Origin of the sequence: Amylibacter sp. SFDW26, assembly GCF_009184395.1 — a bacterium.
Taxonomy (GTDB): Bacteria; Pseudomonadota; Alphaproteobacteria; order Rhodobacterales; family Rhodobacteraceae; genus Amylibacter.
Genome location: NZ_WEIC01000008.1, coordinates 1 through 25,243, shown reverse-complemented (window position 1 = coordinate 25,243; position 25,243 = coordinate 1). Strand labels below are relative to the sequence as shown.

The 25,243-nt window shown below is 43.9% G+C and carries 15 protein-coding genes; 2 read left to right on the top strand and 13 right to left on the bottom strand.

From position 1 onward, the window contains the following. Window positions 1-341 precede the first annotated feature (341 nt). Window positions 342-2,060 (top strand): nucleoside-diphosphate sugar epimerase/dehydratase, encoded by a 1,719-nt coding sequence (locus tag F9L33_RS15530; RefSeq protein ID WP_226804185.1) that lies wholly within the window; start codon window positions 342-344, stop codon window positions 2,058-2,060. An 86-nt stretch (window positions 2,061-2,146) separates the two neighbouring features. Here the strand turns inward: F9L33_RS15530 and F9L33_RS15525 are convergent, their stop codons facing one another. The 13 genes from F9L33_RS15525 to F9L33_RS15465 form a co-directional block, all read right to left on the bottom strand. Continuing rightward, entirely contained in the window at window positions 2,147-2,413 is a 267-nt protein-coding gene (locus F9L33_RS15525) for a hypothetical protein (protein WP_152143735.1), read from the bottom strand. A 178-nt stretch (window positions 2,414-2,591) separates the two neighbouring features. Then, window positions 2,592-3,278, bottom strand: coding sequence for a YjbF family lipoprotein (locus F9L33_RS15520; protein WP_152143734.1), 687 nt, complete (start codon window positions 3,276-3,278; stop codon window positions 2,592-2,594). Beyond that, window positions 3,275-5,350: a YjbH domain-containing protein gene (locus tag F9L33_RS15515; RefSeq protein ID WP_152143733.1), complete on the bottom strand. Its 2,076-nt coding sequence runs from the start codon at window positions 5,348-5,350 to the stop codon at window positions 3,275-3,277. The genes F9L33_RS15520 and F9L33_RS15515 overlap by 4 nt, the downstream gene beginning before the upstream one ends. 145 nt (window positions 5,351-5,495) lie before the next feature. Continuing rightward, window positions 5,496-6,770, bottom strand: coding sequence for a Vi polysaccharide biosynthesis UDP-N-acetylglucosamine C-6 dehydrogenase TviB (tviB, locus tag F9L33_RS15510; protein WP_152143732.1), 1,275 nt, complete (start codon window positions 6,768-6,770; stop codon window positions 5,496-5,498). Between the two features lie 13 nt (window positions 6,771-6,783). Continuing rightward, window positions 6,784-7,797, bottom strand: a complete 1,014-nt coding sequence (locus F9L33_RS15505; protein ID WP_152143731.1) for a GDP-mannose 4,6-dehydratase — start codon at window positions 7,795-7,797, stop codon at window positions 6,784-6,786. Between the two features lie 107 nt (window positions 7,798-7,904). Continuing rightward, window positions 7,905-9,203, bottom strand: a complete 1,299-nt coding sequence (locus tag F9L33_RS15500) for an HlyD family type I secretion periplasmic adaptor subunit (protein ID WP_152143730.1) — start codon at window positions 9,201-9,203, stop codon at window positions 7,905-7,907. Continuing rightward, complete coding sequence (locus F9L33_RS15495; protein ID WP_193222080.1) at window positions 9,200-10,918, bottom strand: type I secretion system permease/ATPase; 1,719 nt, start codon at window positions 10,916-10,918, stop codon at window positions 9,200-9,202. Before F9L33_RS15495 ends, F9L33_RS15500 begins: the two co-directional genes overlap by 4 nt. Window positions 10,919-11,357: 439 nt before the next feature. Then, a complete protein-coding gene (locus F9L33_RS15490) occupies window positions 11,358-12,077 on the bottom strand; it encodes a hypothetical protein (RefSeq protein ID WP_152143728.1) in 720 nt (239 codons plus the stop codon). A 14-nt stretch (window positions 12,078-12,091) separates the two neighbouring features. Further along, window positions 12,092-13,210: an RHS repeat-associated core domain-containing protein gene (locus F9L33_RS15485; protein ID WP_152143727.1), complete on the bottom strand. Its 1,119-nt coding sequence runs from the start codon at window positions 13,208-13,210 to the stop codon at window positions 12,092-12,094. Between the two features lie 99 nt (window positions 13,211-13,309). Then, window positions 13,310-13,738 carry a hypothetical protein gene (locus tag F9L33_RS15480; protein WP_152143726.1) on the bottom strand — a complete coding sequence of 143 codons (429 nt, stop codon included), beginning with the start codon at window positions 13,736-13,738 and terminating at the stop codon, window positions 13,310-13,312. A 4-nt stretch (window positions 13,739-13,742) separates the two neighbouring features. Next, the gene (locus F9L33_RS15475) at window positions 13,743-14,630 is read right to left on the bottom strand and encodes an HNH endonuclease (RefSeq protein ID WP_152143725.1); all 888 of its coding nucleotides are present in this window, start codon (window positions 14,628-14,630) and stop codon (window positions 13,743-13,745) included. 194 nt (window positions 14,631-14,824) lie between these two features. Next, complete coding sequence (locus F9L33_RS15470) at window positions 14,825-15,163, bottom strand: hypothetical protein (RefSeq protein WP_152143724.1); 339 nt, start codon at window positions 15,161-15,163, stop codon at window positions 14,825-14,827. Between the two features lie 5 nt (window positions 15,164-15,168). Next, window positions 15,169-22,176, bottom strand: coding sequence for an RHS repeat-associated core domain-containing protein (locus tag F9L33_RS15465; RefSeq protein ID WP_226804195.1), 7,008 nt, complete (start codon window positions 22,174-22,176; stop codon window positions 15,169-15,171). Window positions 22,177-22,795: 619 nt separating this feature from the next. Between F9L33_RS15465 and F9L33_RS15460 the strand changes: the two genes are divergently transcribed. Beyond that, the coding region (locus F9L33_RS15460) for a S8 family serine peptidase (RefSeq protein WP_152143722.1) at window positions 22,796-25,243 on the top strand (2,448 nt) is incomplete at its 3' end.

Below are 25,243 nucleotides of genomic sequence, written 5' to 3'. Positions count from 1 at the left end.
TGTGAAATACAAAGACTTGCAGAGGGTAGATTTCGCTTTTTGTGTTTATGCTGGCGGTTTGGTTTGGGTCTGCTCTTAATTTATAGTTTAGGGTGCAAATCTTGTAGAGGGGCCTTACCGTATGATATTAAAAAAAATAGTAAATAGTGTGGCGTTCGTAATGTCACAACAAGCAAGGTTAATAAGTTCCAATGTTTAATTTTTTGAATTCTCTTTCGCGTAAGTCAAAAAGAATAATTGTACTATGTGTTGATGTTACGCTTCTTCCAATAGCTTTATACGTAGCTTTCGTTCTGCGTTATGGCTCTTTGTTTCCATATTGGGCTTTGGAAAAATCATGGATGCTTTTTCCAACGGTGACGGTTCTTGGTGCTTTGTTAGCAGTCGGGTTAGGCTTGCCGCGTGTTAAATTAAAGGCATTTGAAAATCGATCTATTTCAAAAATTGGAATTTGCTCTATCGGATTGATTTCTATAGCTATTATTTCAAGTTATGTGTTTAAATTAGAGGCGCCAAGAACGATTCCTATAATCTTTGGCCTAACTTTCCTTATTTTAAGCAGTGGCATTCGCCTACTTGGTCAGCTTGTTTTAACTAAAGCATATGGAAAGAACACACCGCATAAACGTGTGCTGGTTTATGGCGCAGGTAGTGCGGGTAGCCAATTGGCTGCTGCATTGTCACAAACACCAGAATTAAAACCAGTTTGCTTTGTAGATGATAACCCGTCTCTTGCAGGCTTAATCGTGTCAGGTTTGCCTGTGTATTCGGCAAAGTGTATTGAAAAAACTATCAAAGAACGTCGGATAGACCGTATTGTTTTAGCGGTTCCATCTGCTTCAAAGGCGCGCCGCAAAGCATTGATTCGTGAATTAAGCCAATATAAATGCGAAGTTTTGATACTGCCATCTTTCCTAGATATGATTGATGGTAAGGGCCTCGTGGAAAGCTTAGAGCCCGTTTCTTTAGAAGATTTGTTAGGCCGCAGTAAGGTGGAATTGAATTTGCCAGAAGTGGCGCAGTCTTACAAAGATAAAACGGTGATGATAACGGGGGCAGGGGGATCTATTGGATCTGAACTGTGCCGCCAGCTTATGAGTTGTGAAATTGATAAACTTATTCTGTTCGAGCACTCTGAATTTGCATTGTACGCCATTGAACGCGAGTTGAATGATATTGCCGAGAATTTGGATATCACTCTGATCTCTATATTGGGCTCTGTGACGGATGCAGTTGTGGTGGCGTCTACTATTGCAGAACACAATGTACAAGCCGTGCTTCATGCGGCTGCTTATAAACATGTGCCATTGGTTGAAATGAATGAATTGGCGGGGTTGCGGAACAATGTGATCGGTACACGAGTCGTCGCCGAAGCTGCATTTAAAGCGAATGTTGAGCGGTTTATTCTTGTTTCAACTGACAAGGCTGTGCGCCCTACAAATGTAATGGGTGCATCAAAACGTTTGGCTGAATTGGTTATCCAAGATCTTGCGTCCCGTTCAAAGGATACTTTGTTTTCTATGGTTCGGTTTGGGAATGTATTGGGGTCTTCGGGATCGGTCATTCCATTGTTCCGAGATCAAATTGCACGTGGTGGGCCGCTGACCGTGACCCACGCTGATGTTACGCGTTACTTTATGACCATCCCTGAAGCTGCGCGTTTGGTGCTGCTTGCTGGCAGTTTTGCCCGTGGTGGAGATGTGTTTGTACTTGATATGGGCAAACCTGTTCGAATCGCAGATTTGGCACGCTCTATGATTCAGCTGTCAGGCTTATCTGTAAAAGATGAAGATAACCCAGAGGGTGATATCGCGATCGATGTGACTGGTTTGCGTCCTGGTGAAAAACTTTATGAAGAGTTGTTGATTGGCGGTGATATGTTGACGACACCGCATTCTAAAATCCTGCGTGCGCAAGAGGGTAAACTGTCTGAGATTGAAGTGGCTACTATCCTACGTGAATTGGTTACTGCCTCTGACACCAATGATGCGATTTTAGGGCGTGCAATTGTTGAGCGTTGGGTTGATGGTTACAAGCGTGCGAATGTAAGCGGCGCGTAAGTCCCCGAATAAATCAAGATCCTGAATAGAAAAAGGCGGAAAATTAATTCCGCCTTTTTTGATAACTATAAATCTAATTATTTAGATTAAGGTGTGCTAGGTGTGCTTACAGTACCTGTTGTTCCATCGTCGTCAACAACCGCTGCAATAGCAACTGCTGCTACGATACCACCAACTACTGCTGTACCTACAGTAACACCACCAACCAAAGTTGTTGTCGCCACTGTTGTCGCTGCAGTTGTAGTTGTTGCTGCTGTAGTTGTTGCCACAACAGCAGGTGTTGTCTGTGCATTTGCTACAGATGCAGAAACTGCCAGTACGCTAGCAACTGTCAAAGTCGTAAGAAGTTTCATCGTGTTATTCCTTTAAAATCTTAGTGCGAGTAAAAGCAAAAAACGCCCGTAAGGTCAAATGTTTTTGCGAAACAATTGCGATACGTGACATATAAAGTATTAATAGCCCCTTCCAAATAACATATTAGGTAGGAGTAGGATAGGGGGTATTAATCAAAAAAGAGTGTATATCTTTGATTTAAAGCTTTAAATATTCAATACCTACATATCCAACAACAGGACTGATCCATTCACGCGAATACCAAACTTGATTGGTATTTTGGTCGATTAGATATGTGTTTTCAAACTTTTCAGACCTACCAGTACATGTCTCTGTGACACGAAACACAGAATAAGTACGTTCTAGCTGTTCAAGCGATTCTAAATCGCCCAAACGTGTAGAGCATGCAAAGTTGATTTGAAAAATATTAGCTTCGGCATCTAGGTATCGATATGTACGATAAGATTTGTCGGTTCTTATGTTGTCACGAATCGTTGTAAAAGTTGTGCCCAGACTCAGCATATCATTCCCTAAGCCACGGGTGTTGATTAGGATACCATTCTTGAAGCTAAGCCCTTGACCTGATGCTAAAATATAAGCGGATGCGCCATCGTTTTCAGAAATTTTAACAGCGGTTGAAAGTGTGTTTGTTTGCTCAAGCGTTATGCGCAATAAGGGCAATGTCGAAGCCTCTACTTGTGCACGTGTGATGGCTTTTACAGCTTTTTGACCAGCCTCTCTTTGAGCTTTTGCTTTGAAAACGGTTTTGGATAATTCTATTGCTTTGGCTGTGATATCGGGTGAATCGTCTTTAGATCCACAGCCGATTAGAATACCAGCTGCAATACTTAAAGAGAGTAGCGTTTTGGCTTTTGAATATATCATCGCCAAAACCTTCCGAAGCTGTCGTCTATGTCTGACTTGTCATAATCAGATGTGACGTTAAACAGGCGATTAGATACGTTCAGGCGTGCACCGCCATCACGTAAAATAGGACGAATTGTAAGATCGGCTGCACGGCGCGATGAATTCCCTAAGATATTTGAAAATGGGATGCTCAAGGTTAGGCCTTTGTCAAAACTACCTTCACCAAACTGGCTAAAAGGGACATCTGTTAAGGTCATAAATGCGCCCAATTCCCAGCCATTTGTGAAGGTTCTTTTCATGCTTAAAGTACCGCCATAATCGCCGGCAAGATAACGCCCAGCATCTATTTGCGCTGTAAACCCATTCCAAAGATCGCGGTACAATGAAATATGCCCCGTTGCTATGGAGTAATCTTGAAAGCCAAAGAGTTGATCAAAGTTGCGTTGTTTTACATAATTTAGTTCAGCACCGATCGCGAAATTACGGTCGTACGGGCGCCATAAAACTTCGCCTGATACACCGCCAAACTGGCTTTCCAAATAACCTGCTGACGCACGGCCATAAACTTCTGGAGACAGTTTAAAGAGGTAATCTGCAGTTAATCGTTCCAGAACTGGATCACCTTGGCGGAAAAATTCTGCAGAATTTGACCGTACATTTGGCAGGGCAGAATTTGGCAAACGAGTGGTGCCATCTAGGTTGCCAACCAATGGTTTTAAAACGGATGTTGATACAGATATGCCAGGGGAAAACGTATAAGATGCTCTGGCACGCAAACCTAATTCTAGGCGTATAGGATCATCGGGATCAAAAAAGGATGAGCGCACAGCCGGCCGCAAGTTCCAGCGAAATTTGGGGTATAACCCTTCTTTATAAGCTGTACCTTCTTCTATTGGTTCTGCATTGCGAATTTTTGTACGGACCAATAAGCGTTCTGAACCAGCGGGATCGTTTTCGTATTTTTCTAAATTAGAGCGATTTATTGTAATCGCTTGAAGAGGTAAGCCGTTTGAAACAGGTACAATTATGAAGGTTTCAATAGAGGCGGGCAGGGCGCGGGTTAGCGCACGTGCCGTGCGACCTATTGCTTGCGCTTCGTATTCATATGTTTTGTTTTCGATGTAGACCGTTGCAGTCGTTTCCGTAACTTTGATGGCTTCAAGATTTATGTCACTAACTTTTAGAATATCTGCAACAGGTTTGCGTAGCGCATTAGAGCTTTGCGCGTTTGTCCATGATGTGTCGTATCTTTGCCCAAGCTTTAAATCAGGCCGCTTAAGTACCGGTAGGGGCCCTGCGTCCAGACCTGATGGGTTATTACTTTCTTTTGGATTCAAGGAAAAAGTTGCCTGTAGCCCGAATTCTGAACCGTAAAGGTAATGTGCTGATAGGTTGATTGATTTTGACAGCTGATAATCAAGCCCAAAGTTAATTTGCGATTCTCTGGTAAAAGTCGAATTTCTTATGCTGTCGCGAATGTAAAAATCTGATGATCTCTCAACTTTGAAATTTAAACCCTTGATGGGCGTTTTCCACTCTATGCCGCCAAAGAAATCAGTGTCGCCACGGAAAAAGTTACCTGTGTCAACAGTACCACCAACGCCAAAATTAACACTTCTGTTTGTACCGCCACTTAATCCACCTAGGCGCCCCCAACCAATACCTGCGGTTGCTTTTAGGGATGGTAAAATTGTTTTTGTCGCAACGATGTATTCGCCAGACAAAAGACCTGTTCCTAGAAAATCTTGAAGCCCAATAGTTACGGCAGGGCGATATTTCGTTTCGTCTAATGCTTGATAGCGAAGGTCAAAACTTCGGTCGAATGTTCGGGATGCATCTTGGCCAATACGTGAATATCGAAACGAACCTGACAGACGCGGTAGAACTTGAAAGGTTAAAGTATTGCGTGTCGCACCAGAAAAGTAAGATATGGTCGTACTGAGTTCAGCGTCTGGTTGGCTTTCGGCGGTAGGTGTATCAATCAGGCCAGTCACACCATAGGTGTTTATAGTTGGTACAAATGGTTCTGCAGCAAACGCAGCTGTGCCCGTAAGGGTAAACGCTGTGAAAAGAACTTTGTAAAAATGCACCCAATGCCCCTTTGTTTATACCAAGCATCTTTAGGAGATGCATTCGTAGTGGTGCATACCCTATATCAGGGGTTATGTGACCTACAATATATAAGTGTTAAATAATTCTATTTTAGTGGGTGTGTTTGGCAACAGATAAACGCAATTATAGGCGTAAATCTGCGACCTCACTTGGGAAAATAGATTTTAAATCGAACAGTATATGTTCGGGCTTCCCAAAACCCTTTACTGTAGACGCGCCTAGGGTTTTGAATTGATCATGTGCGACTGCAAGGATGATGGCATCATAGGCCGCTGTTTTGGGTTCGGTCAGGTCAAAACCATATTCGGTCTGGGCGTCAGCACTGTTGACCCAAGGATCATGGACATCAACCATTGCCCCGAAATCTTTTAATTCATTGATCACATCAATGACGCGTGTGTTGCGTAGGTCTGGGCAGTTCTCTTTGAATGTTAAACCCATAACCAAAATACGCGATCCTTTGATGGGTATATCACGTGCAACCATTGCCTTGATCAGCCGATTGGCAACATAAGCCCCCATGCTGTCATTGATACGACGCCCGGCTAAAACAATTTGTGGATCATAGCCAACGGATTGGGCTTTATGTGTTAGATAATAAGGGTCTACACCGATACAGTGCCCACCCACCAAACCTGGGCGAAACGGTAAGAAGTTCCATTTCGTTCCGGCGGCCTCTAAGACATCTGTTGTATCAATACCAAGCTTATCAAATATCATCGCCAATTCATTTATAAGTGCGATATTTACATCCCTTTGGGTGTTTTCGATAACTTTTGCTGCTTCAGCCACTTTGATACTAGGTGCCATATGTGTGCCAGCTGTAATGATCGTTTGATACAGGTCATCGATGATTTTTGCGATTTCAGGTGTTGAACCTGAAGTGACTTTTTTAATGTTCGGCAAGCGGTGTTTTTTATCGCCTGGATTGATCCGTTCTGAACTGTAGCCCACAAAGAAATCTTGGTTGAATGTTAAGCCAGAGGTTTTTTCGATGATCGGGACGCAAACCTCTTCTGTAGCGCCTGGATAAACGGTGCTTTCATAAATTACGATGTCACCAGAACTGATGACAGAACCAACCGTTTCGGAGGCTTTGATTAAGGGTGTTAGATCAGGATTTTTATCGTCATCAACGGGGGTAGGGACCGTAACGATGTATATGTTGCATGTTGCAAGATCGCTTAGAGTATTTGTGTACTGTAATTGCGTTGCTTGGCGCATCTCATCTGCGCTGACTTCTAGGGTTAAATCATTGCCAGCGCGCAAAGCGTTTATGCGTTTTGCATTTATGTCAAAGCCAGTTGTGCTGTGCAATTTACCAAATTCTACGGCAAGAGGCAGGCCAACATATCCAAGGCCGATAATTGCGATTTTAGCGTCTTGCAGTGAAAGCATAATTCAAGGTGCCTTAAACGTTGTAGTAGTCTTTGTACCACGCAACAAATTTTTTCACACCCTCGCGTACATCTGTTTGGGGTTTATATCCCGTTAAGGTTTGCAACAGAGTTGCGTCAGCCCAAGTGGCAGGAACGTCACCCGCTTGCATTTCCATATAATTTCGAATGGCGGGTTTGCCGAGTTCGGTTTCAATTGCTTCGACAAAATCCATTAAGCGGACTTTGTCTGAGTTGCCGATGTTTACAACGCGGTAAGGGGCAACAGGACTTAGGCTGTCACCTTCGGGGATATCTGCAGCTGTTTCGGGGCGCACAGGTGCTGCATCAACCAACAGGCGGATACCTTTGACCAAATCTTCGACATATGTGAAATCGCGAAACATATCGCCATTGTTGTAAATATCTATTGGCGTATCTTCGATGATGCCTTTGGTGAACTTGAACAGCGCCATATCTGGACGTCCCCATGGACCATATACAGTAAAGAAACGGAACATTGTTGTGGGCAGGTCCCATAGATGCGCATAGGAATGCGCCATTGCTTCGTTTGCCTTTTTAGTGGCGGCATAGATGGTCATTTGCGCATCCACCTTGTGGAGTTCAGAATAGGGCATGTCTTCGTTTGCGCCGTATACAGAAGACGTTGATGCCATTAGCAGATGATCAACACCCAATTCGCGTGCACATTCCATAACATTAAATGTGCCCACAACATTGGATTCGATATAGGCACGTGGATTTTCCAATGAATATCGTACACCTGCTTGCGCCGCTAAATGGACAATGACATCCGGCTTTTCTGCGTCGCAAAGGGATTTGAGTTTATCAAACTCTTCTAGCATTCCAATTGTGCAGGAAAAGTTCTGGTTTTGTAACAGCTGTTGATGGCGGCGCTCTTTAAGACGGACATCGTAGTAATCGGTCATGGCATCATACCCGATAACTTGAAATCCTTCGGCAAGTAATAGCTTGCTTAGGTGAAAACCGATAAAACCAGCGGAACCTGTGACCAAAACTTTGCGCATTAAAACCTTCCTTAGGAGTGATTGGGCTCACTAATGCAATATCGCAGTTACACCAACAAGACTAAAAAGTATCATTCGCGATATTATGAGTTGGCAGTCCTTGCAATTTATTCCTCTCTGAATGCTTTATTAAAGTAATCCGTGACGGGTTTCACAAGATAACTAAAGGCGCTGCGGTCATCGGTTTTTAAGAAGGCTTCAACAGGCATGCCTGGTAAAAGCTCTAGGTTTTTTAATTTGTCCAATTCGTCTTTGTGGGGGACGAGTTCAACCTGGTAATAGTTTAGCCCCGTGACTTGGTCTGTGAATACATCGGCGGATAATTTTGTGACTTTGCCAAAAATTTGCGGGGTTGTGCGTTGGCTAAATGCTGCAAAGTTCAAAGTTGCGTCTTGGCCAACATAAACTTGGTCTACGTGCACGACATCCACCTGTGCTTGTATCACCAAGGGTAGGTCGCTTGGGATGATATACATCATTGGCTGGGCTGCTTGGACAACAGATTGCAACGCGAATATTTGATTGTCATGAACAATTCCAGACATTGGTGCACGTACATCCAATCTGGCCAAGGTTTGTTTAATTGCCACACGGCGTTCGGCCAATTCTAATGTGCGATATCCAATGTCGCGTAAGCTTTCGATCGCTCCTGTGCGGCGTTCTGTATCCAATTGAAGCAGTTGGATGTTGATGCCGTTTATGGCCGCTTTTAATCGCCCAAGATCTGCGTTTAGGCTGCCGACCTGTCCTGCAATGCGGGCATCTTCACGGCGTAAGGCCAGAACGCGTGATGCTTGTGCAAGACCTTTGTCCAAGAGAGACTGGGTATTTGTCAGCTCTTCACTTAAAAGCTCTAACTGGGATTTGTTCGCTGCATTTTGCGCCTCGACACCTGCAACTTGATTATTAAGCTGGATTGTCTGCTCTTTTAGCTGCTCTTTCTGTCTTTCTAAGGATGCTTTGCGGGCTGTAAAAAAATTAGATTGCCCGTCCATTAAAGATTGAATGTTACTGTTCTGATTGGCTTCTGTAATAAGTTCATCATCATATGTAAGCTCTGCTGTGTCGTCGCGTTCTGCTTGGAATAAAGCTTTGCGGGCAAGCAGTTCGAAATACTGGCTTTCAACGATCGCAAGTTCTGACTTTAGGTCCGTGTCATCAAGGCGCACAACAACATCACCTGCATCAACGATATCGCCTTCGGAGACCAGTATTTCGCCAACAATACCGCCTGAAGGGTGTTGAATGACTTGCTTATTGGCCTCTACTTGGATGCGGCCGCTGGCAATCACGGCGCCAGATATTTGTGTTGTTACACTCCATAAACCAACGCCAAGAACCAACAGTACAAGGCTGAAGAACCCAATGAAGAGCGGGCGGGATGCAGACCATTTATTTGATGTCATGATGCTTTTCCGCCTTTAATCACTTTGGTTACATCTTTTGCGTTCTTAACAACCGAACTTAAGACTTCATCACGTGTGCCAAAGGCTTTTTGGTTGCCACCATCAACGTATAAAAGCATATCGCATTCAGAAATCGCCATTGGTCGGTGGGTCATGATGATGACAATCTTACCCTGTTTCTTAAATGTTTTGATTGCTGCGTTCAAAGCTTGGGATCCATCTGCATCTAATGCTGCATTTGGTTCATCCAGCACAATCATCGAAGGATCGCCATATATGGCGCGCGCCAGCCCAAGACGTTGTTTTTGCCCACCAGATAATCGGCCAGTGCCATTTTGGATGATTGTATCAAAGCTTTCAGGTAAACTTTTAACCAATGTATCAGCTTCTGCCAGTGTGACGGCTGTTTTTACCAATTCTGGGTCAGGGTTTTCGACCATGCGGGCAACGTTTTCGGCAACGGACCCGTGAAACAGACTTACGTTTTGTGGTAAATAGCCGATGTATTGTCCAAATAATTCTGGGTCATAGTTTTGAATAAGTTCACCATCCAAACGAACCTCACCAGCAACTGGCGCCCATAAACCAACCAGTGCTTTTGCCAATGTGGATTTACCAGAACCGCTTTTGCCGAGTACACCTAAGACCTGTCCAGGCTTTAGTTCAAAGTTTACACCAGCAAGTGTTGGTTTTTTTTCACCAGGGGGTACGAGACCCAAGTTTTTGACAACAAGATGGGCCTTTGGTTTTGTGCGGTGCATCTTATCTGTTGGCTCAGGTTGGTGTGCCAAAATTTGTTCTAATGATCGCCAACCATTTCTGGCACGCACGACCATGGGCCACTGCCCAATGGCCATTTCTATGGGGGCTAATGCGCGGCCCAATAAGATAGATCCTGCGATCATTGCGCCAGGTGTCAGTTCATTTTTCAGAACCAGATAAGCACCCATGGCCAACATTGCAGATTGTAAAAGCAATCGGAAAGATTTTGTAAGAGCTGTAAAAATGCCTGTGAAATCAGTAGAATGAATAGACGCTTCTAATCCGGCATCACGGCTTTGCTTCCAGCGGTTTGTTATTGCGGATTGCATACCTTGGGCATGAATCACCTCGGTTGCTTGGCGTGCAGACTCTGCAAATGCGTTTGCTTGTGACGACATTATAGCCGCATCGATAACTTTCTTTTTCGTCAGGTATTGGTTCAAAATAGTGATGATCAATAAAAATATTCCGCCAGCAACGGCCATCCACCCAAGAAGGGGGTGGAAAATGAAAATTGCACCAAGGAATAAGGGGGTCCATGGAATATCGAAAACAGCAAAGGCAGCTGGGCTGGAGACTAATGATTGGATGCTTTCGATGTCACGCAACCCAGTGTTAGGTTTTGATCTGTTATTTTCCACAATAGCGCTTTTAAGCGAAGCCCTGAAAACTGTTTCGTCTAAAAACGCCTGAAAACGTGCACCAAAACGTGCCATCACACGGCTGCGTGCGTAATCCAAACACCCCATGAAAATATAAAGGAGTACAACCAGAATGAACAAGGCGACTAAGGTTTCATTTGAACGTGATCCAAGGACACGGTCATAGACCTGTAACATGAACAAGGGACCTGTCAGCATCAATATATTTACAAAAGCACTAAAAAGCCCAACGGCGAATAAGAGTTTGCTGCCTTGTTTGCGGGCTTGGATTAATTTGTTGTCTTGAAGCATTAATTCTCTAATTGGTTTGTTGGATCCATGTTCAACCATGTATCATTATTATTATATTTATGCATAAAAATATTACTTAGGGTTTTTATATGTCTGATTATTTACAATTTTTAGGAATTTGCCACGATTAAATTGTAATTTGATACCTTGTCGACTGTACCAACTTGGTTGACGGGGTCAAAGTAGCGGGCGTTTAGGCATTATGGGGTATGTCCCAGTTGGGACGTTAGGTTAATACGTTGTTTTTAAATATTTTTTGTAAAACACAAAACATTCGAAGTTACGTGTTTATGATAAATGTGTAAAAGAGATATGCTAAGATGAAAGGTTTTATAACCGTTATACCTCTATTTAACACGTAGGCTGAAGCCCGCCCTACGCTTGCTGATTTAATTATATATAAAAAATATCTGCCGTAATAGTCGTAACGCAAATGTCTTTACTGAAGCGTTTTGCCTTTGGAGAGGGCTTTCATCACTTTCGTAGCTTCTCTTCTTACAAACTTATCATCATCAGATGTTAAAGCCACAATTTCTGGCATAAGAACGTCTAACTTTAACTTTTTCACTGCAAGAAAGCTGGAATATAATAACTCTTCGTCATCCTCATCAAAAGCACGCTTTAAATGGTGCGCTGCATTTTTCTTGTCAATTCTCAATATTGCTTCAAATATTCCGTTACGCATTGCAGTGAGAGGACCATTTTTTAGATCCTCCATTAAAGTCTCTAATTGTGGCAAATCTGTAGGTTCTACGACAGGGGTAATGACGTGACCAAAGCTATAAATTGTAGCGTGATTATAATTAGATAATTTGCGTATACTGTTTTCATCACTAAGCAATTTCAATATTGGTTTATTTGCAATCCCTCTAGCAATTGGAGATTTTAGCGCATGTAACAGTGAATTAAAAACGATTTGATGCAAATCAGCAGAAATTAACCCAGACAGAACAATGGCCATCTCTTTTGTGAGCATTTTTTTTCGGCCTATGGAATCAAGAGCAATCACATGAAACCCATGTTTTGAAAGCTCTTCTATAATCTTTGTTTCCTCAGCTGTATATTCGTTAAATAGCTTTAACTCTTTATCACTTATATACTCTTTTTTTTCCTCCTTAAGATATTCTTCACGCGTTTTAAATCTGTCTACATAATCCATTTCATGTCTCTTGTTTAAGGTATTGGCGGTGGTGATGCGGCTACGTTTGGAATAGGAATGTACCTTACGTTTATACTCGGGCTATTTATAGCACGCAACAATGGCCTTGAGAATGTTGTGCCTTGTCTTACAAATAGATCGAAGCGAAGCCCATTTTGTTGAGCATAAGTCGTAAAGTCTCGAAGCTGCCCAGTGTAATTAAGGTGTTTCACATTTTTAACTTCGGTTAACACCTTACGGCTAAGACCATCAGGTATACGATTGCGTGACAATCGCCCAATGCCGACAGTAATGGTTTGATTTTGTTCACCAATATTATACTTACCGCGAACAAGCTTCTCACCAATTTGCCCCAATCGGGTAGCCTGAGCGCTTTGGCCAAGCCTAAATATTCTTTGACAAGCTTTACATCGTGCAGCTAACGAAACTGCTTTATCAAGTATGGCTGGACTGTTTGAACTTACTCTAACGTGATATGCTTTAATCTCAAACGGATCTGTTGAGAACTTGACGGGTTTAATCCCTTTGCCAGAGGTGATCGCCTTACTAAGCGCATTGCTGATAGTTTGCTCCACAGCACTGACAATTTGATTGGCGGCAAAGCCTGTGACGGCTCCTATGGCGATAGATTTACCAATTCCGACTATGGCATCTTTAATCGAGGGTTTCCCGCTGGCAACACCAACAATCGTCTGAGCAAAGCTGTGCACAGAAAGGAAAAACCCAACATTGGCGGCAAAAACAGCAATGCCTGCGGCGGCCGAACTATAAGAAGCTAGCGCTCCAATAGCGGCAACAAGGAACTGAAAAAAGTTCCCATTGGGGTCGAGCTTATTGACGGGATCGTTGAAGCTGTAGGCGTAGCGGTTGGTGCCCACGCCCTCTTCGGTGACGTCCAGCCAATCGGGTTGGATGAACATGCCGAGTTCGGGATCAAAGTAGCGGGCGTTGAGGTATTGCAGCTCGCTGTCTTCGTCGTAGCGTTCCCCTAGGAAGGTTTTGGTTTCATCTGTTGCCCCTGGGTCCTTATCCTCGTCCGAGACTTTGCCGTAGGGCGCATAGGCGCGTTTGACCTCTAAGTCACCCGCATCATTCGAGATGACCACGATCGAGCCCAGCTGATCCACGTGCATAAAGCCGCGTTGGAAGAAGGTGTCTTGGCCTGTGTCCCAGTTGGGACATTATGTTAAAGCTTTGTTTTATAAATATTATTACTTCTAAAGTTATTTATTCTATATTTCAAAATACTCGTTAAGTAGAATATCATTATTAATAACTTTTTCTATAATCAGGAAAATTTCATCTTTTAAACAATGCTCTAAACTTTCTTGGCGGGATAGCATTTTACCTAATAAATCTGTTTCTCCCCAAGGCGAGCCTTCTGGCTCTATGACGCGAAAATCCAGTTTATCTTTATTGTCATAAACTTCTAAACCAAAGCATGTCCTGTCCATGTTTGATGAATTATCACCCCATTCCCCTACAGCAATAGCAAAGTTCACATATTTAGTCTCATGTTTTTGAGACCATGTTGCATAATATACAGCATATGCATCATCATCTTTATAAACAAAACCATGTGTAGTCGAAGCTTCTTGATCGCAACACTCACAAAAAGAAGAATGATCTGCTTCTCCCATTTCTATTTCGTAAAAGGTCATATTTTCAATATCTCCTCAACCTTAGAAACTCTCCAGTTGTTTTGTTAGACTTCGCTCTATTACAGGTACGGCATGTATTTTGTGCATTATCTAAACTGTTATTTCCACCCCTAGATTTTGGTATTGAGTGATCTATTTCTGATCGATTAGGTCCAGCTTGATTTGTAGTTTTAGTCTTACAAAACACACATCTATTACCACTTTCGGCTCTGGCTTGATCTTTTATTTTCGTAGAAAATCTTTTACCAGCTCCTTTTCCACTGGATGAGCCAGCTTTAGGCCCGCCCAATCTCGCATCAGGATTCATACGTTGTGAAGGATGTCCACCACCAACGTTATTACTACGCCCACTGCGAGCCCCACCAAGATTACACCCTCCGCCTCTACAGGCGACTTCAAATTCTTCACCTTCAATAAATGAGTCACCATTCTTACCACTTACACGCGTTGCATATATATTGGCATTCCCAGCATTGCTAAATTGCGCAATCGCGGTTCTAATCTCAAACGGGCTTGTCGAGAACTTGGCGGGTTTAATCCCTTTGCCCGACGTAATCGCTTTACTAATAGCATTGCTGATCGTTTGCTCCACAGCACTGACAATCTGATTGGCGGCAAAGCCTGTGACAGCGCCTATGGCATAGGACTTCGCGAGCCCGACTATGGCATCTTTGATCGAGAGTTTCCCACTCGCCACGCCGACAATTGTTTGACCGAAGCTATGTACGGCAAGGAAGAAGCCTACGTTGGCTGTAAAGATAGCTAGCCCTGCAAAGACACTGCCGTGTGCTGCTAAGGCGCCAATAATAGCAGTAAGAAATGCGAAATTCCCATTCGGATCGAGTTTATTGACGGGATCGTTGAAGGGGTAGGCGTAGCGGTTGGTGCCCACGCCCTCTTCGGTGACCTCAAACCAATCGGGTTGGATGAATGCGGCGGATCAACAAACAATCTGAGAGACTGTTTTCCCAGCAAACGCCAAGTTCGGAGGGGCGGAGTTCTTATTATATATTAATTCATTGCGTTATTATTGTTATAGCAAGACATAATAAGGATCGTGGGTTGCCATCTATCAATTAATAAAATTTATGCGAATATATTTAGCATTTCTTTTGATACCTCTTTGTTAGTGAATGTGATTTCACCAAGAAAATCAGGCCCATGGAATACTAAAAGCTTTGTATATTTTTTTTCAACACGACTGCGAAACTCATCAGAACTTATACGAAGAATTACTTCACGCGTTTCTCCAGCAAAGCATGGCAACTCTCCTATGACTAAGATTTCAGATAGCCAACGTTCATTACTTGTCATTTTGTCAGCGACGTCAACTCTTATTCTATTAGTTTTTATGCCATTAATGGGTATTATAGTTGTAGTCTCACTAAAAGTAAGTGTTGCTATTCTACTTATATAGAAATCCATTTTATTCACTTTATTTTTGGACGTACACGAGGCACCAACTTAGCTGGTATGGCAGTCATAACACCTTTGGGTATGTCAGCAAATGGTAACCTTTCGGATTGAGAAAATACTGAATTAGGGACTTTTGCTTTTACTATCGTATGCTTTACTCCAAAAAGTCTTTCAAAGTTCTTTGATAGTGCTTTAGCATCGCTTAAGGTATCGACGAATAATTTCTTTCCTTCAAATGTGCCACCTCTGAAAACACCACTTCCCTTAATATCAGCCAATTCAACATCATCTACTACACGGAAAAGGGTTTTAAAACCAAATCTTTTGGATAATTCGGTTCCTATACTTTTTCCGATACTGCCGCCCGTTAAAAGAGCTGCACCATTCGTAACAGTGGCAGGGGCAGCCTTTCTTGCAATCCCCATCATGCGACTACGCTCTTCAAAAGTTTGTGGCCCGCCTTGCCCATTCGTAGATTTACGAAACACCAAGGGACTATTAATTGAAGAAATACTGCGGCCAATCGCATGGCGTATCGTCTGCTCCACGGCACTGACAATTTGATTGGCGGCAAAGCCTGTGATCTTTCCTATAGCAATAGATTTTCCGATCCCTATGATGGCGTCCTTAATCGAGATTTTTCCACTCGCGGCACCTACAATTGTCTGCCCGAAGCTGTGTACGGCAAGGAAGAACCCGACGTTGGCAGTAAAGACCGCGATACCCGCAAAGACTGCACTATGCGCTGCCAATGCGCCAATGGCAGCACTTATCAGAGCGCCTAATCCAAAGAAGTTCCCATTAGGGTCGAGCTTATTGACGGGATCGTTGAAGCTGTAGGCGTAGCGGTTGGTGCCCACGCCCTCTTCGGTGACGTCCAGCCAATCGGGTTGGATGAACATGCCGAGTTCGGGATCAAAGTAGCGGGCGTTGAGGTATTGCAGCTCGCTGTCTTCGTCGTATCGCTCGCCTAAGAAGGTTTTGGTTTCATCCGTGGCCCCTGGTGCTTTATCTTCGTCTGAGACTTTGCCGTAAGGGGCATAGGCGCGCATGACCTCGAATTGGCCAGCGTCATCGGTGATGGCGACGATGGAACCAAGTTGATCCACATGCATAAAGCCGCGTTGGAAGGGGTTGTCTGCTGCAGGCACAGATGTGTCGTTTGCCGCAGGGCCATTGTTCCAGCGCACATCGCCGATGGGGTAGTTCTGGATGGTTTGCGTTGGTTTTTTCCAATCGCGGATCTCTGATATGCCTGCGTAAACGGTGATGGATTCTTCGGGTGTATCTGCATCCTCGATCTTCATCAAACGGGTGCCTGATGGCCCGTAAACATATTCTGTGCGTTTACCATTATGCACCACAGACAGCGGACGGTTTTCGCCATCATAGGTCATGGTTTTGCCGTGCAGACCTGTGGTCATGTTACCGTTGGCATCATAGGTGAAGGTTTGTCCTGCCACAGAAGAGGGGGCGTGGCTGTGTGGAGAATTGCCATTGCTGCCCACTTGTTTGGCATTGGCATAATTATATGTGCCTAAGTGCGAGTTAGAGCGCATACGTCCTGCCCGGTCATAGGTGAAGCTTTGGTTGAATTCTGTTAGGCCAGCTTTGTTTGTGGCAGACAGTAACCGCCCGATGTAATCGTAGGTATAGTCAAAACTTCCAGCGTTCATTGTGGAATCCACGGACATCACACGCCCGTTCAGTGACCGTGTGTAGGTTTTCGTATAGGTCTCTGCGCTGAGAGGGTTTGAGATGGTTACATGCTCTAACCACCCACGTGCGGCATCATATGTGCGCAGATCGCTGGTGCCATTGCCATAGATGACTTCTGTTGGGTTGCCGCGCAGGTCGTATTTAACGTCTAGAACATCATCGCCGAATTTTGCCAAACGGCCAGCGGCATCGTATTTATAGTTTGGTGTCCAGGCCCATTTAAGCGTGCCATTTGCATCCATGTAGCTATAGGCTTGTTTGAGCAAGCTGCCATCAGGATTATAGCGCTGGTGCGTGCGGATTAATGTTGCCGCACTTGATACGTTATTAGGGTCATTTTGGATATAATTATGCACATTCGTGGGCAAACCAAGGATGCCATAGGTATAAACAGTGCGGTTCACGTCAGTCATCTGACAGGTCATCTGACCAATGCCATTCACGATATTCGAGATACTGCTACATGAATGATTGGGGCGATCATGCGTGGTTGTCTGATTTATACCATCATAATAGTTGTAGGTTGCGACAGGCCCATCTGGCCCACCCGTCACCAGCTTACGCGTTGGGCGGTTCAGTTCATCATAGGAGAACTCAATCGTTTGGCCCTTGGCATCCGTCTGTTTGATCAGGTTATCATTGTCATCATATTCCAGCGTCCAACGACCCAAACCTGGGTCTTCTGCCATAATACGGTTACCGAAAGCATCGTATTCGTAGTGGAAGAGGATACTCTCAGGATCACTCACATCCGTTAAACGTTGTAGAAGGTCGTATTTGTACTGTGTGCCACGTCCAGTACCAGAATAGCTTGTCACATCTGTATGCTCGGCATCAACGCGGTATTGGTAGATGACGTTACCAAAATAATCCATGTAGTTATAGGCGAGTTCACAAAGCGTACCATTCTGCCCTAAATCGCATGAACTCATACTCACTCTCTGTCGAGGCATAAGCATAACAGTTGTCGTTTCACCAGGCGCAGCCATCAGTGGATATGTAAGGTTTGATAGCTGATAGGCCATCGCTTGAATTGCCCCATCCGCAAACGTCATCTTAGTTTGGCGGTTTAACGTATCATATTCATAGCTTGTACGTTTGTTTGCAGGCGCCGTATTGCTGGCAGCTTCTGCCCAAGTCAGCGGGATACTTTCCCAAAGCTTCCGCCCGCGAACGTCGTATTTGGTTAGACCAACAGCGGCACCAGAACCCGCTGCTTCAATCCCAGATGTGCGCCCGGATATGGCAGTCTTATACGTCTCACCAAAGCCGTTAAAGTATTCACGTTCATAGCTCTCCGTTTGCCCAAAAGCTGTTGTTGCAATCTCTGTGCGGCGTTCCACATATTGCGCAGCAGGGTCGCCCAGATTGTGATAGCTCGTATAAACATCCTGTCCCCGCGGGTTGGTCGATTGCACGCCCAAACACATCGCATCATAGACATGTGTTGTGGTCTGATTATTCGCATCAGTTTGGCTCAGCGGTTGCTGGCAAGCTGTATCCCAAACCGTGGATCCTGTATGCCCAAGCGCATTGGTTGAGTTGGTTAGGAACAAGTTCTTAACTGTTTCATAAGCATGCGTGGTGGTGTTCGCAAGCGCATCTGTTTCCGACAACAAATTGCCATAGCTGTCATGAGTATAGATTGCACTCGTTCTATAAATTGGACTAGCCACATCGCCATTCCAAATCTTCGTTTGCGATAAGTTTCCAAGCGAAGGTTCTAGAGAGATCGCATTATTACCATCATAATAGTAATATTCCATCTGCAACCATGAGGCATTATCAGAAGGATTAGAACCCGAACCAACCCTTTTGCGTTTTGGCAAGTTTACAATGTATTTCGATGGGTTTGGTTCATACTTATATTCCGTCCAAGTATCGTCATTGGTCGTATCTACAAACCCGCGATCATAGACAATATATGGTTCACCATATTCATTCCATGTATAATCTTTCTTCGTGTCTATAAAGTTCGCACCATAGCGCATGGTGTTTGTCTCAGATGACTTCGTAATGCGAACAGGTGCCGCTTCATAACTGCCTGTCACATTCCATGTTGTATAGGAACCGCTGTATAAAACATCATCATGGAAAATTTCTGTTTTTTCCACCAACCCTGCATTCTCATAACTGTCATTCAGGTAGGTGGTTTTTTGCACAACCGCACCAGTATCACCTGCAACAGGGGGAAGGGTAATCATCACCTCTTTAAACCCAAGTGGCTTACGGCGATCATAGTCATAACGGTCACCAGAATAGGCAAATGTCGTCACACGCGGCTCAGATGTATTCACACCTGAAGTCACCTTCATCACAACTTGACGTGCGGCTGGAACCTGATTGTCAGGGAATTGTGTAGAACTGTCATATTCCGCAGAAATCACATTACCAGAAGAGGTCGTGATACCCTCCAAACGATTTGGAAATCCAACAGAACCATATTTAATAATAGGAGTTCTTGCCCCATTAATAATTTCATCAGTGATTGCAAAATCGACCAAACCATCACCATCAAAATCACCCGCAGCAATATAACCTTCTATTTGTGCCGATGTTGTCGATGATTGAACAAAACCGTGTTCAGATGATCCTGTTGACAGCAAAATTTTGAATGGCGCAGCTGTAGGTCTGTGTGAAAAATGTATGGCCCCACCGCGGCTTTCAGCACTTATAATGACGTCTGCCAAACCATCTGCATTGACATCTCGCAATTGTACAAAGTTATTGGCATAGCTTAACCCACTTAGAGTTGTTGCAAAATCAACCGTATCAGCCCATTGCTCCTCTGGAGCAAATGTTCCATCACCGTGACCTAAACGAACTTGAACTTTCCAACTATCTGATTTTTTATGAATAATCGCATCCGCTATGCCATCACCATTGACGTCACCAAAACCCGTTGCCTCCAAGGTGTAAGCACTTGGGTTAGATCCACTATCAAGAAACGGCACATCATCTAAACTGCGAAACTTAAATCCATTTGGCGTATATTCTCGAATACAATAATGCGGCCCACCACTATGAGATGATGACAGTAATATCTCGTCAATTCCATCACCGTTTACATCAAGAGAGCGGCCGTTCAGATGGTTTACTGACCCAATTGCCGTCGCAGCGCAGGTATGATCAAGGCTGCCTGACGGTTCAAAGTTTTGTACAGGAGCGGGTTTAATCGTGCCAACAGGATCACCTGCAGCATTGTTTGCATTCGTGACAACATCAAAGAAGAACTTATTCTCACGGTTCGAAGATGTAACATCTGTACGCTTCACATGATATAATTCCAATTCTGCGTCGGTATCAAAGTTACCCACATAATCGATCGCAATATCATGAGCACCGCCAACATGAAGAGCTTCCGTATCAACAGCAGCACTTGCATCACCAGACACGCCCGATGTAACCTCATTACCCAACTGCCAAGTTTCATAACGAGAATCAATTAATGCATTCAAAGACCGTTGTGTAATTACAACTGATTGTGGTGCATCTGGCGTCCATTGGGTGAGTCCTAAAACACGATTAACATTAAGAGTACTTGAAGACCTGAGCTCAACTGGTTTGGATAATGTATCGTGCGCAAGATTACGATCTTTGTCGAACTTATAGTGTCCTGATGCTTGCTGATAAAATCTATATTCAGTACATACAGGCGGAGGTGGGGTATAACCACCACCACTACCACCACCTTGGCCGTCTGCTTCAGCTTTCTTAATAATATCAGAAGCGTTAATAGGAAACTTGTGAGTTCCTGAACGTGGTGGGTTTTCACTATTATTACCGCCAATTATGCGTTTTCCTTGGTTCCCCCCTGGAACACAGCTGGTAGCATTCTTCTTGAATGGAAGCCCAACAAGCTCTTCACGCCCATCTCCATTCGTATCGACAACTCGCATATCTTTGTGAAAAGTGTTGTAGGAGTTAATATTATGAGAATAAGCAGTAGTATTAGTTGAAGGGTAATAATTCCAACCCACCGCATTTGGGCCTGGATTATTGGTCAAATCAGCATATGTGACTTCTTCCAATTGATAATCATCATTTGAATAGGTGAATGTTGTTGCTGGATAAGATGTCCCATTCAGATGCGGCCAGCCATTGGCATATGTGGTAAAATCATTCCCGAACTGCTGCACATGTTCCAGCTTATACGCCTTGGTCAAGCCTGTTTGTGACTGCATGAATTGATAGGCTGCAATATTCTGGGTCCCATCAGTTGTTGTAACCCAACGCAACATATAATAGTTTTGCCCTAGATAGCGCGTGCCCGTAGAAAAGCTATTTGGTGCGGCGTTTATGGTATAGTGAAAGTTAACCTTATACCCTGCGTACTCAATAAGTTTTGGGCGATGTGCATACCCAGCATCACGTGCATCACCAGTAGGCGCACCAAAAAGGTAACTGTAAGTCACGCTATTTGCTGCTGCCTGTGTATCTGTTACTGTATGCAGTAACCACTTGCGACGTTTGCGGATGTTATTATGAGCATCCACGTCATCAGAAGATGTCAAGGTTTCAGCAGGCGCTAGCTGATCAATAGAGGCGTAACGCATCTGCGTGCCGTTCTTTTGGTAAATGATGAATGCGTTTGTTGCTTCATCCAAAACGATTTTCGTGTACGTGTCCTTCAACGTGACAAAATCACCACCAGCGGCACAACCAACAGGTGTACCAGTGGCAATAAAGTCAGGGGAATAGTTCCAAGCTGTTGAATCTACGCCAGATACTTGAATAGGGCTGTTGTCGCATTTTAACAACTCCATGCCGTCGGCCACAAAAATATCACGGCCATCAAAGCGATCATAGAATGGGGCGCCTAAGCGTGAGGACACACGTTCAATCGAAGAGAATCCAGCCACAGACCAACCAGCACCCACAAAGGCGCCATCTCCTGCACGGCGACCAAGATCAGAATTATAAGAAATTGAAAGGCTTGGTTCCAACCCTCTAAACGCAGGCACAGATATGGGGACAGAATAATTTAACTGTCCCGAAGCGCTTACAATATCTTGCGCTGTAGATGAACCAGACAAACTCCCTGCAACACCACCAGCGCCACCTTCTGTAGAATTGCTTGTTTCTTGATTTGATGTTTCGACAAGCTCTTCGGAATCTCTTTCTTTTTCAGCAGCATCGTCTACTGGGCTTTCAACATTTTCAATCTCTTGTGCGGTGCTCTCACTTACAAGCTGCGTTTGCTCTACATCTTCCAAGATTGTTATTTCTGGTGTGGTCTCTTGTGCTGAAAGATTTGTAGAAAAGAATGAAAACAGCACTGCGAACAGAACCAAAAAGCGCATATTCAAAATAGAATTCCCTCAAAATAAACTTATCAAATAACAAATAATCAAAATATCGTTACTTATCGAAGTTAACAATTATTAATCATAAACTGTCAATTCAAATATTAATCTTGGACTGAAAATCTATTTATTCTTTATAAAATGACTGGCAAGAATTCAAAAGGTTACCACTTGCAATCATGTTCCGATGTATATCCTGAAAAAATTATTTCCATTTTTTGAACGGCGCACTTAGTCATTGAAACACCTTCATGAATATTAGCACCTCAAAGCAAAGAGTATTGCTGGCAACAGTTTAGCAACAACTATAAAGGCCCGAGTGATGTTTGAATCGTTAGAAAAGAGCCTTACGCAACAAGCGCTCGTTGTCGGACTTCTGCCATTATTTTAACATAATTAACATTATGCGATAATCAATTGACACAGAAAATACTACAAATCAATATGATCCCTTTTATGTGGCATGATCAACACGCTATAAAGCGACATCTTCAAAACGCATTTTTGTCATATTAATTTGTTAGAAAATGTATATTTAGTTAATTAAATGTATATTTAGTTAATTAATTAATGATTAATTACCGTAAGTTTTTTACGTAACGATTGGACTGAAAATATGACTACTCCTACTGACCCGCTTTTTTCGTCACAATGGCACTTTCCGCTTATTGGCGATATTGAAACAATCTGGGATGAATTCACTGGCACTGGCATCAATGTAGGGGTTTATGATGACGGTGTACAATATACGCATACAGACCTTGATGATAATTATGATTTTTCCTTAGAAGTTGAAGACACCTTTGTAAACGTGCTTTTGGATGGGTTTCCTAACATTAGCAATAACGATTCACACGGTACTGCGGTTGCAGGTCTAATTGCCGCTGAAAACAATGGTGAGGGTACTGTTGGCGTTGCATATGGTGCAAGTATTACGGGTGTGAATATTTTCGATGAAAATACATATGGATATGTCAACTTTAGCACACTAGCTGGCCAAAATGCATTTGTAGATGTTGTCGACCAAGCCGATAACTTTGACATTATGTCAAATAGCTGGGGATCAGCACCTGGCTATACTGCCGCACAAAATCTGAATGGGAACACATTTGCGTCACTTTACATCGCAGAACTTGAAAGCAATTCAGCAGATGGTCGTGGTGGATTAGGTACAATTGCTGTCCAAGCGGCTGGTAATGATGCATTGGATGCAAACGGCTCTGGCACGAACGCATCGCGTTTTACGATTACGGTTGCGGCAACCGATATCAGTGGTAATGCTGCTTCGTTTACGAACTATGGCGCATCAATTTTGATCACGGCACCAGCTGCAAGCTATACAACAGATCTGACAGGCAACAGCGGATATAACGCGGCTGGTAGCGGCGAAGCAACAGGAAGCGACTCCCTAGGAGATACAGATTATACATCAGTCTTTGGTGGTACATCTGCAGCGACACCCGTTGTGTCTGCCGTTATAGCATTGATGCTTGAAGCAAATGAAGAATTGGGCTGGCGCGATGTGCAAAACATCCTTGCAATTTCTGCGGCCCATACAGGCTCTGCTTTAGGTGCAAGTCAAACTGGGTTTGAAGTTGGCGCATGGGAAGTAAACGGTGCAGACAACTGGAACGGTGGCGGCATGACTTTTGCTGGCTCCTATGGTTATGGCATGGTTGACGTATTTGCTGCTGTTCGTATGGCCGAAGCTTGGGGTATCATGAATGATACAGCCCAAACGAGTGCGAATGAAGCAACAGCAAGCTCTAACGTAACAAATGTTGGTGGCGCTGCAATTCCAGGTGCCCCAGGTCTGAGCTTTAACATTACTGTTCCTGCTGGTGAAAATATTTCTGTTGAGCACTTAGAGCTAAACCTGAATCTTACACACACTTACATTGGTGACTTAGAGATTTACCTGACGGATCCAGATGGCAACACGATCCAAATCGTTTATTCTACGGCCGGTGTTGGCACCGATGTTGCTGGCACTTGGACTTATGGCATTGATTCATTCTTGGGCTCATTATCGGCTGGTACTTGGACGGTTCAAATCATTGACACATTCACGGGTGCTGATGCTGGTACTGTTACCAGCGCATCTATTGAATTCTATGGTACCGAAATATCAAACGATGACACGTATCACTTTACGGATGATTTCTTGGCTTCCGTTGCAAACGACGCAAGCCGCTCTGTTATTACAGATACAGATGGTGGAACGGATTGGTTAAACTTCTCTGCTTTGGCAGGTGTTTTAAACATTAACCTAGCGTCTAGTGGTGCTTTTACAGTTGCTGGTGTGAACTGGGGAACATTGGGCAGCAATGGCGAACAGTTTGAGAACCTTATCGCTGGCGATGGCAATGATACTATAGTTGGGAACGCTTTAGAGAACATGATATATGGGATGCGCGGAGACGACTTTCTGGTTGGTGGCGCAGGAAATGACACCTTAAATGGTGGCTCTGGTGACGACACCTTAAATGGTGGCTCTGGCAAAGATGTTTTCAATGGTGGCGCAGGAAATGACACCGTTTCTTATGCTAACTCAGCAGCCGCTGTGAATGCAAACCTTGCCTCAAACAATGGATGGAGTGGAAATAACCAATCCGATACATATGCAGAAATCGGCAGCCTTATCGGTATCGAAAACCTTATTGGCTCTCAATTTGATGACCTATTAATTGGTGATGCTGGAAACAATAGCTTAGAGGGTGGCGTTGGAAACGATACTCTAAATGGTGGCGCGGGTAATGATACTCTAAATGGTGGTACTGGTGATGACACCTTAAATGGTGGCAATAACAATGACGTACTAAATGGTGGCGACGACAATGATATTCTTAACGGCGGTGCCAATAACGACACCTTAAATGGTGGCTCTGGTGACGATACTCTAAATGGTGGTTCTGGCAAAGATGTTTTCAATGGTGGCGCGGGAAATGACACCGTTTCTTATGCTAACTCAGCAGCCGCTGTGAATGCAAACCTTGCCTCAAACAATGGATGGAGTGGAAATAACCAATCCGATACATATGCAGAAATCGGCAGCCTTATCGGT

Bases quoted from the DNA above. Each gene is read 5' to 3' on its own strand.
- F9L33_RS15530 (WP_226804185.1), top strand. From the start codon at position 342: ATGCTTTTTCCAACGGTGACGGTTCTTGGTGCTTTGTTAGCAGTCGGG.
- F9L33_RS15525 (WP_152143735.1), bottom strand. From the start codon at position 2,413: ATGAAACTTCTTACGACTTTGACAGTTGCTAGCGTACTGGCAGTTTCT.
- F9L33_RS15520 (WP_152143734.1), bottom strand. From the start codon at position 3,278: ATGATATATTCAAAAGCCAAAACGCTACTCTCTTTAAGTATTGCAGCT.
- tviB (WP_152143732.1), bottom strand. From the start codon at position 6,770: ATGCTTTCACTGCAAGACGCTAAAATCGCAATTATCGGCCTTGGATAT.
- F9L33_RS15505 (WP_152143731.1), bottom strand. From the start codon at position 7,797: ATGCGCAAAGTTTTGGTCACAGGTTCCGCTGGTTTTATCGGTTTTCAC.
- F9L33_RS15500 (WP_152143730.1), bottom strand. From the start codon at position 9,203: ATGACATCAAATAAATGGTCTGCATCCCGCCCGCTCTTCATTGGGTTC.
- F9L33_RS15495 (WP_193222080.1), bottom strand. From the start codon at position 10,918: ATGCTTCAAGACAACAAATTAATCCAAGCCCGCAAACAAGGCAGCAAA.
- F9L33_RS15490 (WP_152143728.1), bottom strand. From the start codon at position 12,077: ATGGATTATGTAGACAGATTTAAAACGCGTGAAGAATATCTTAAGGAG.
- F9L33_RS15485 (WP_152143727.1), bottom strand. From the start codon at position 13,210: ATGCACGTGGATCAGCTGGGCTCGATCGTGGTCATCTCGAATGATGCG.
- F9L33_RS15480 (WP_152143726.1), bottom strand. From the start codon at position 13,738: ATGACCTTTTACGAAATAGAAATGGGAGAAGCAGATCATTCTTCTTTT.
- F9L33_RS15470 (WP_152143724.1), bottom strand. From the start codon at position 15,163: ATGGATTTCTATATAAGTAGAATAGCAACACTTACTTTTAGTGAGACT.
- F9L33_RS15465 (WP_226804195.1), bottom strand. From the start codon at position 22,176: ATGCGCTTTTTGGTTCTGTTCGCAGTGCTGTTTTCATTCTTTTCTACA.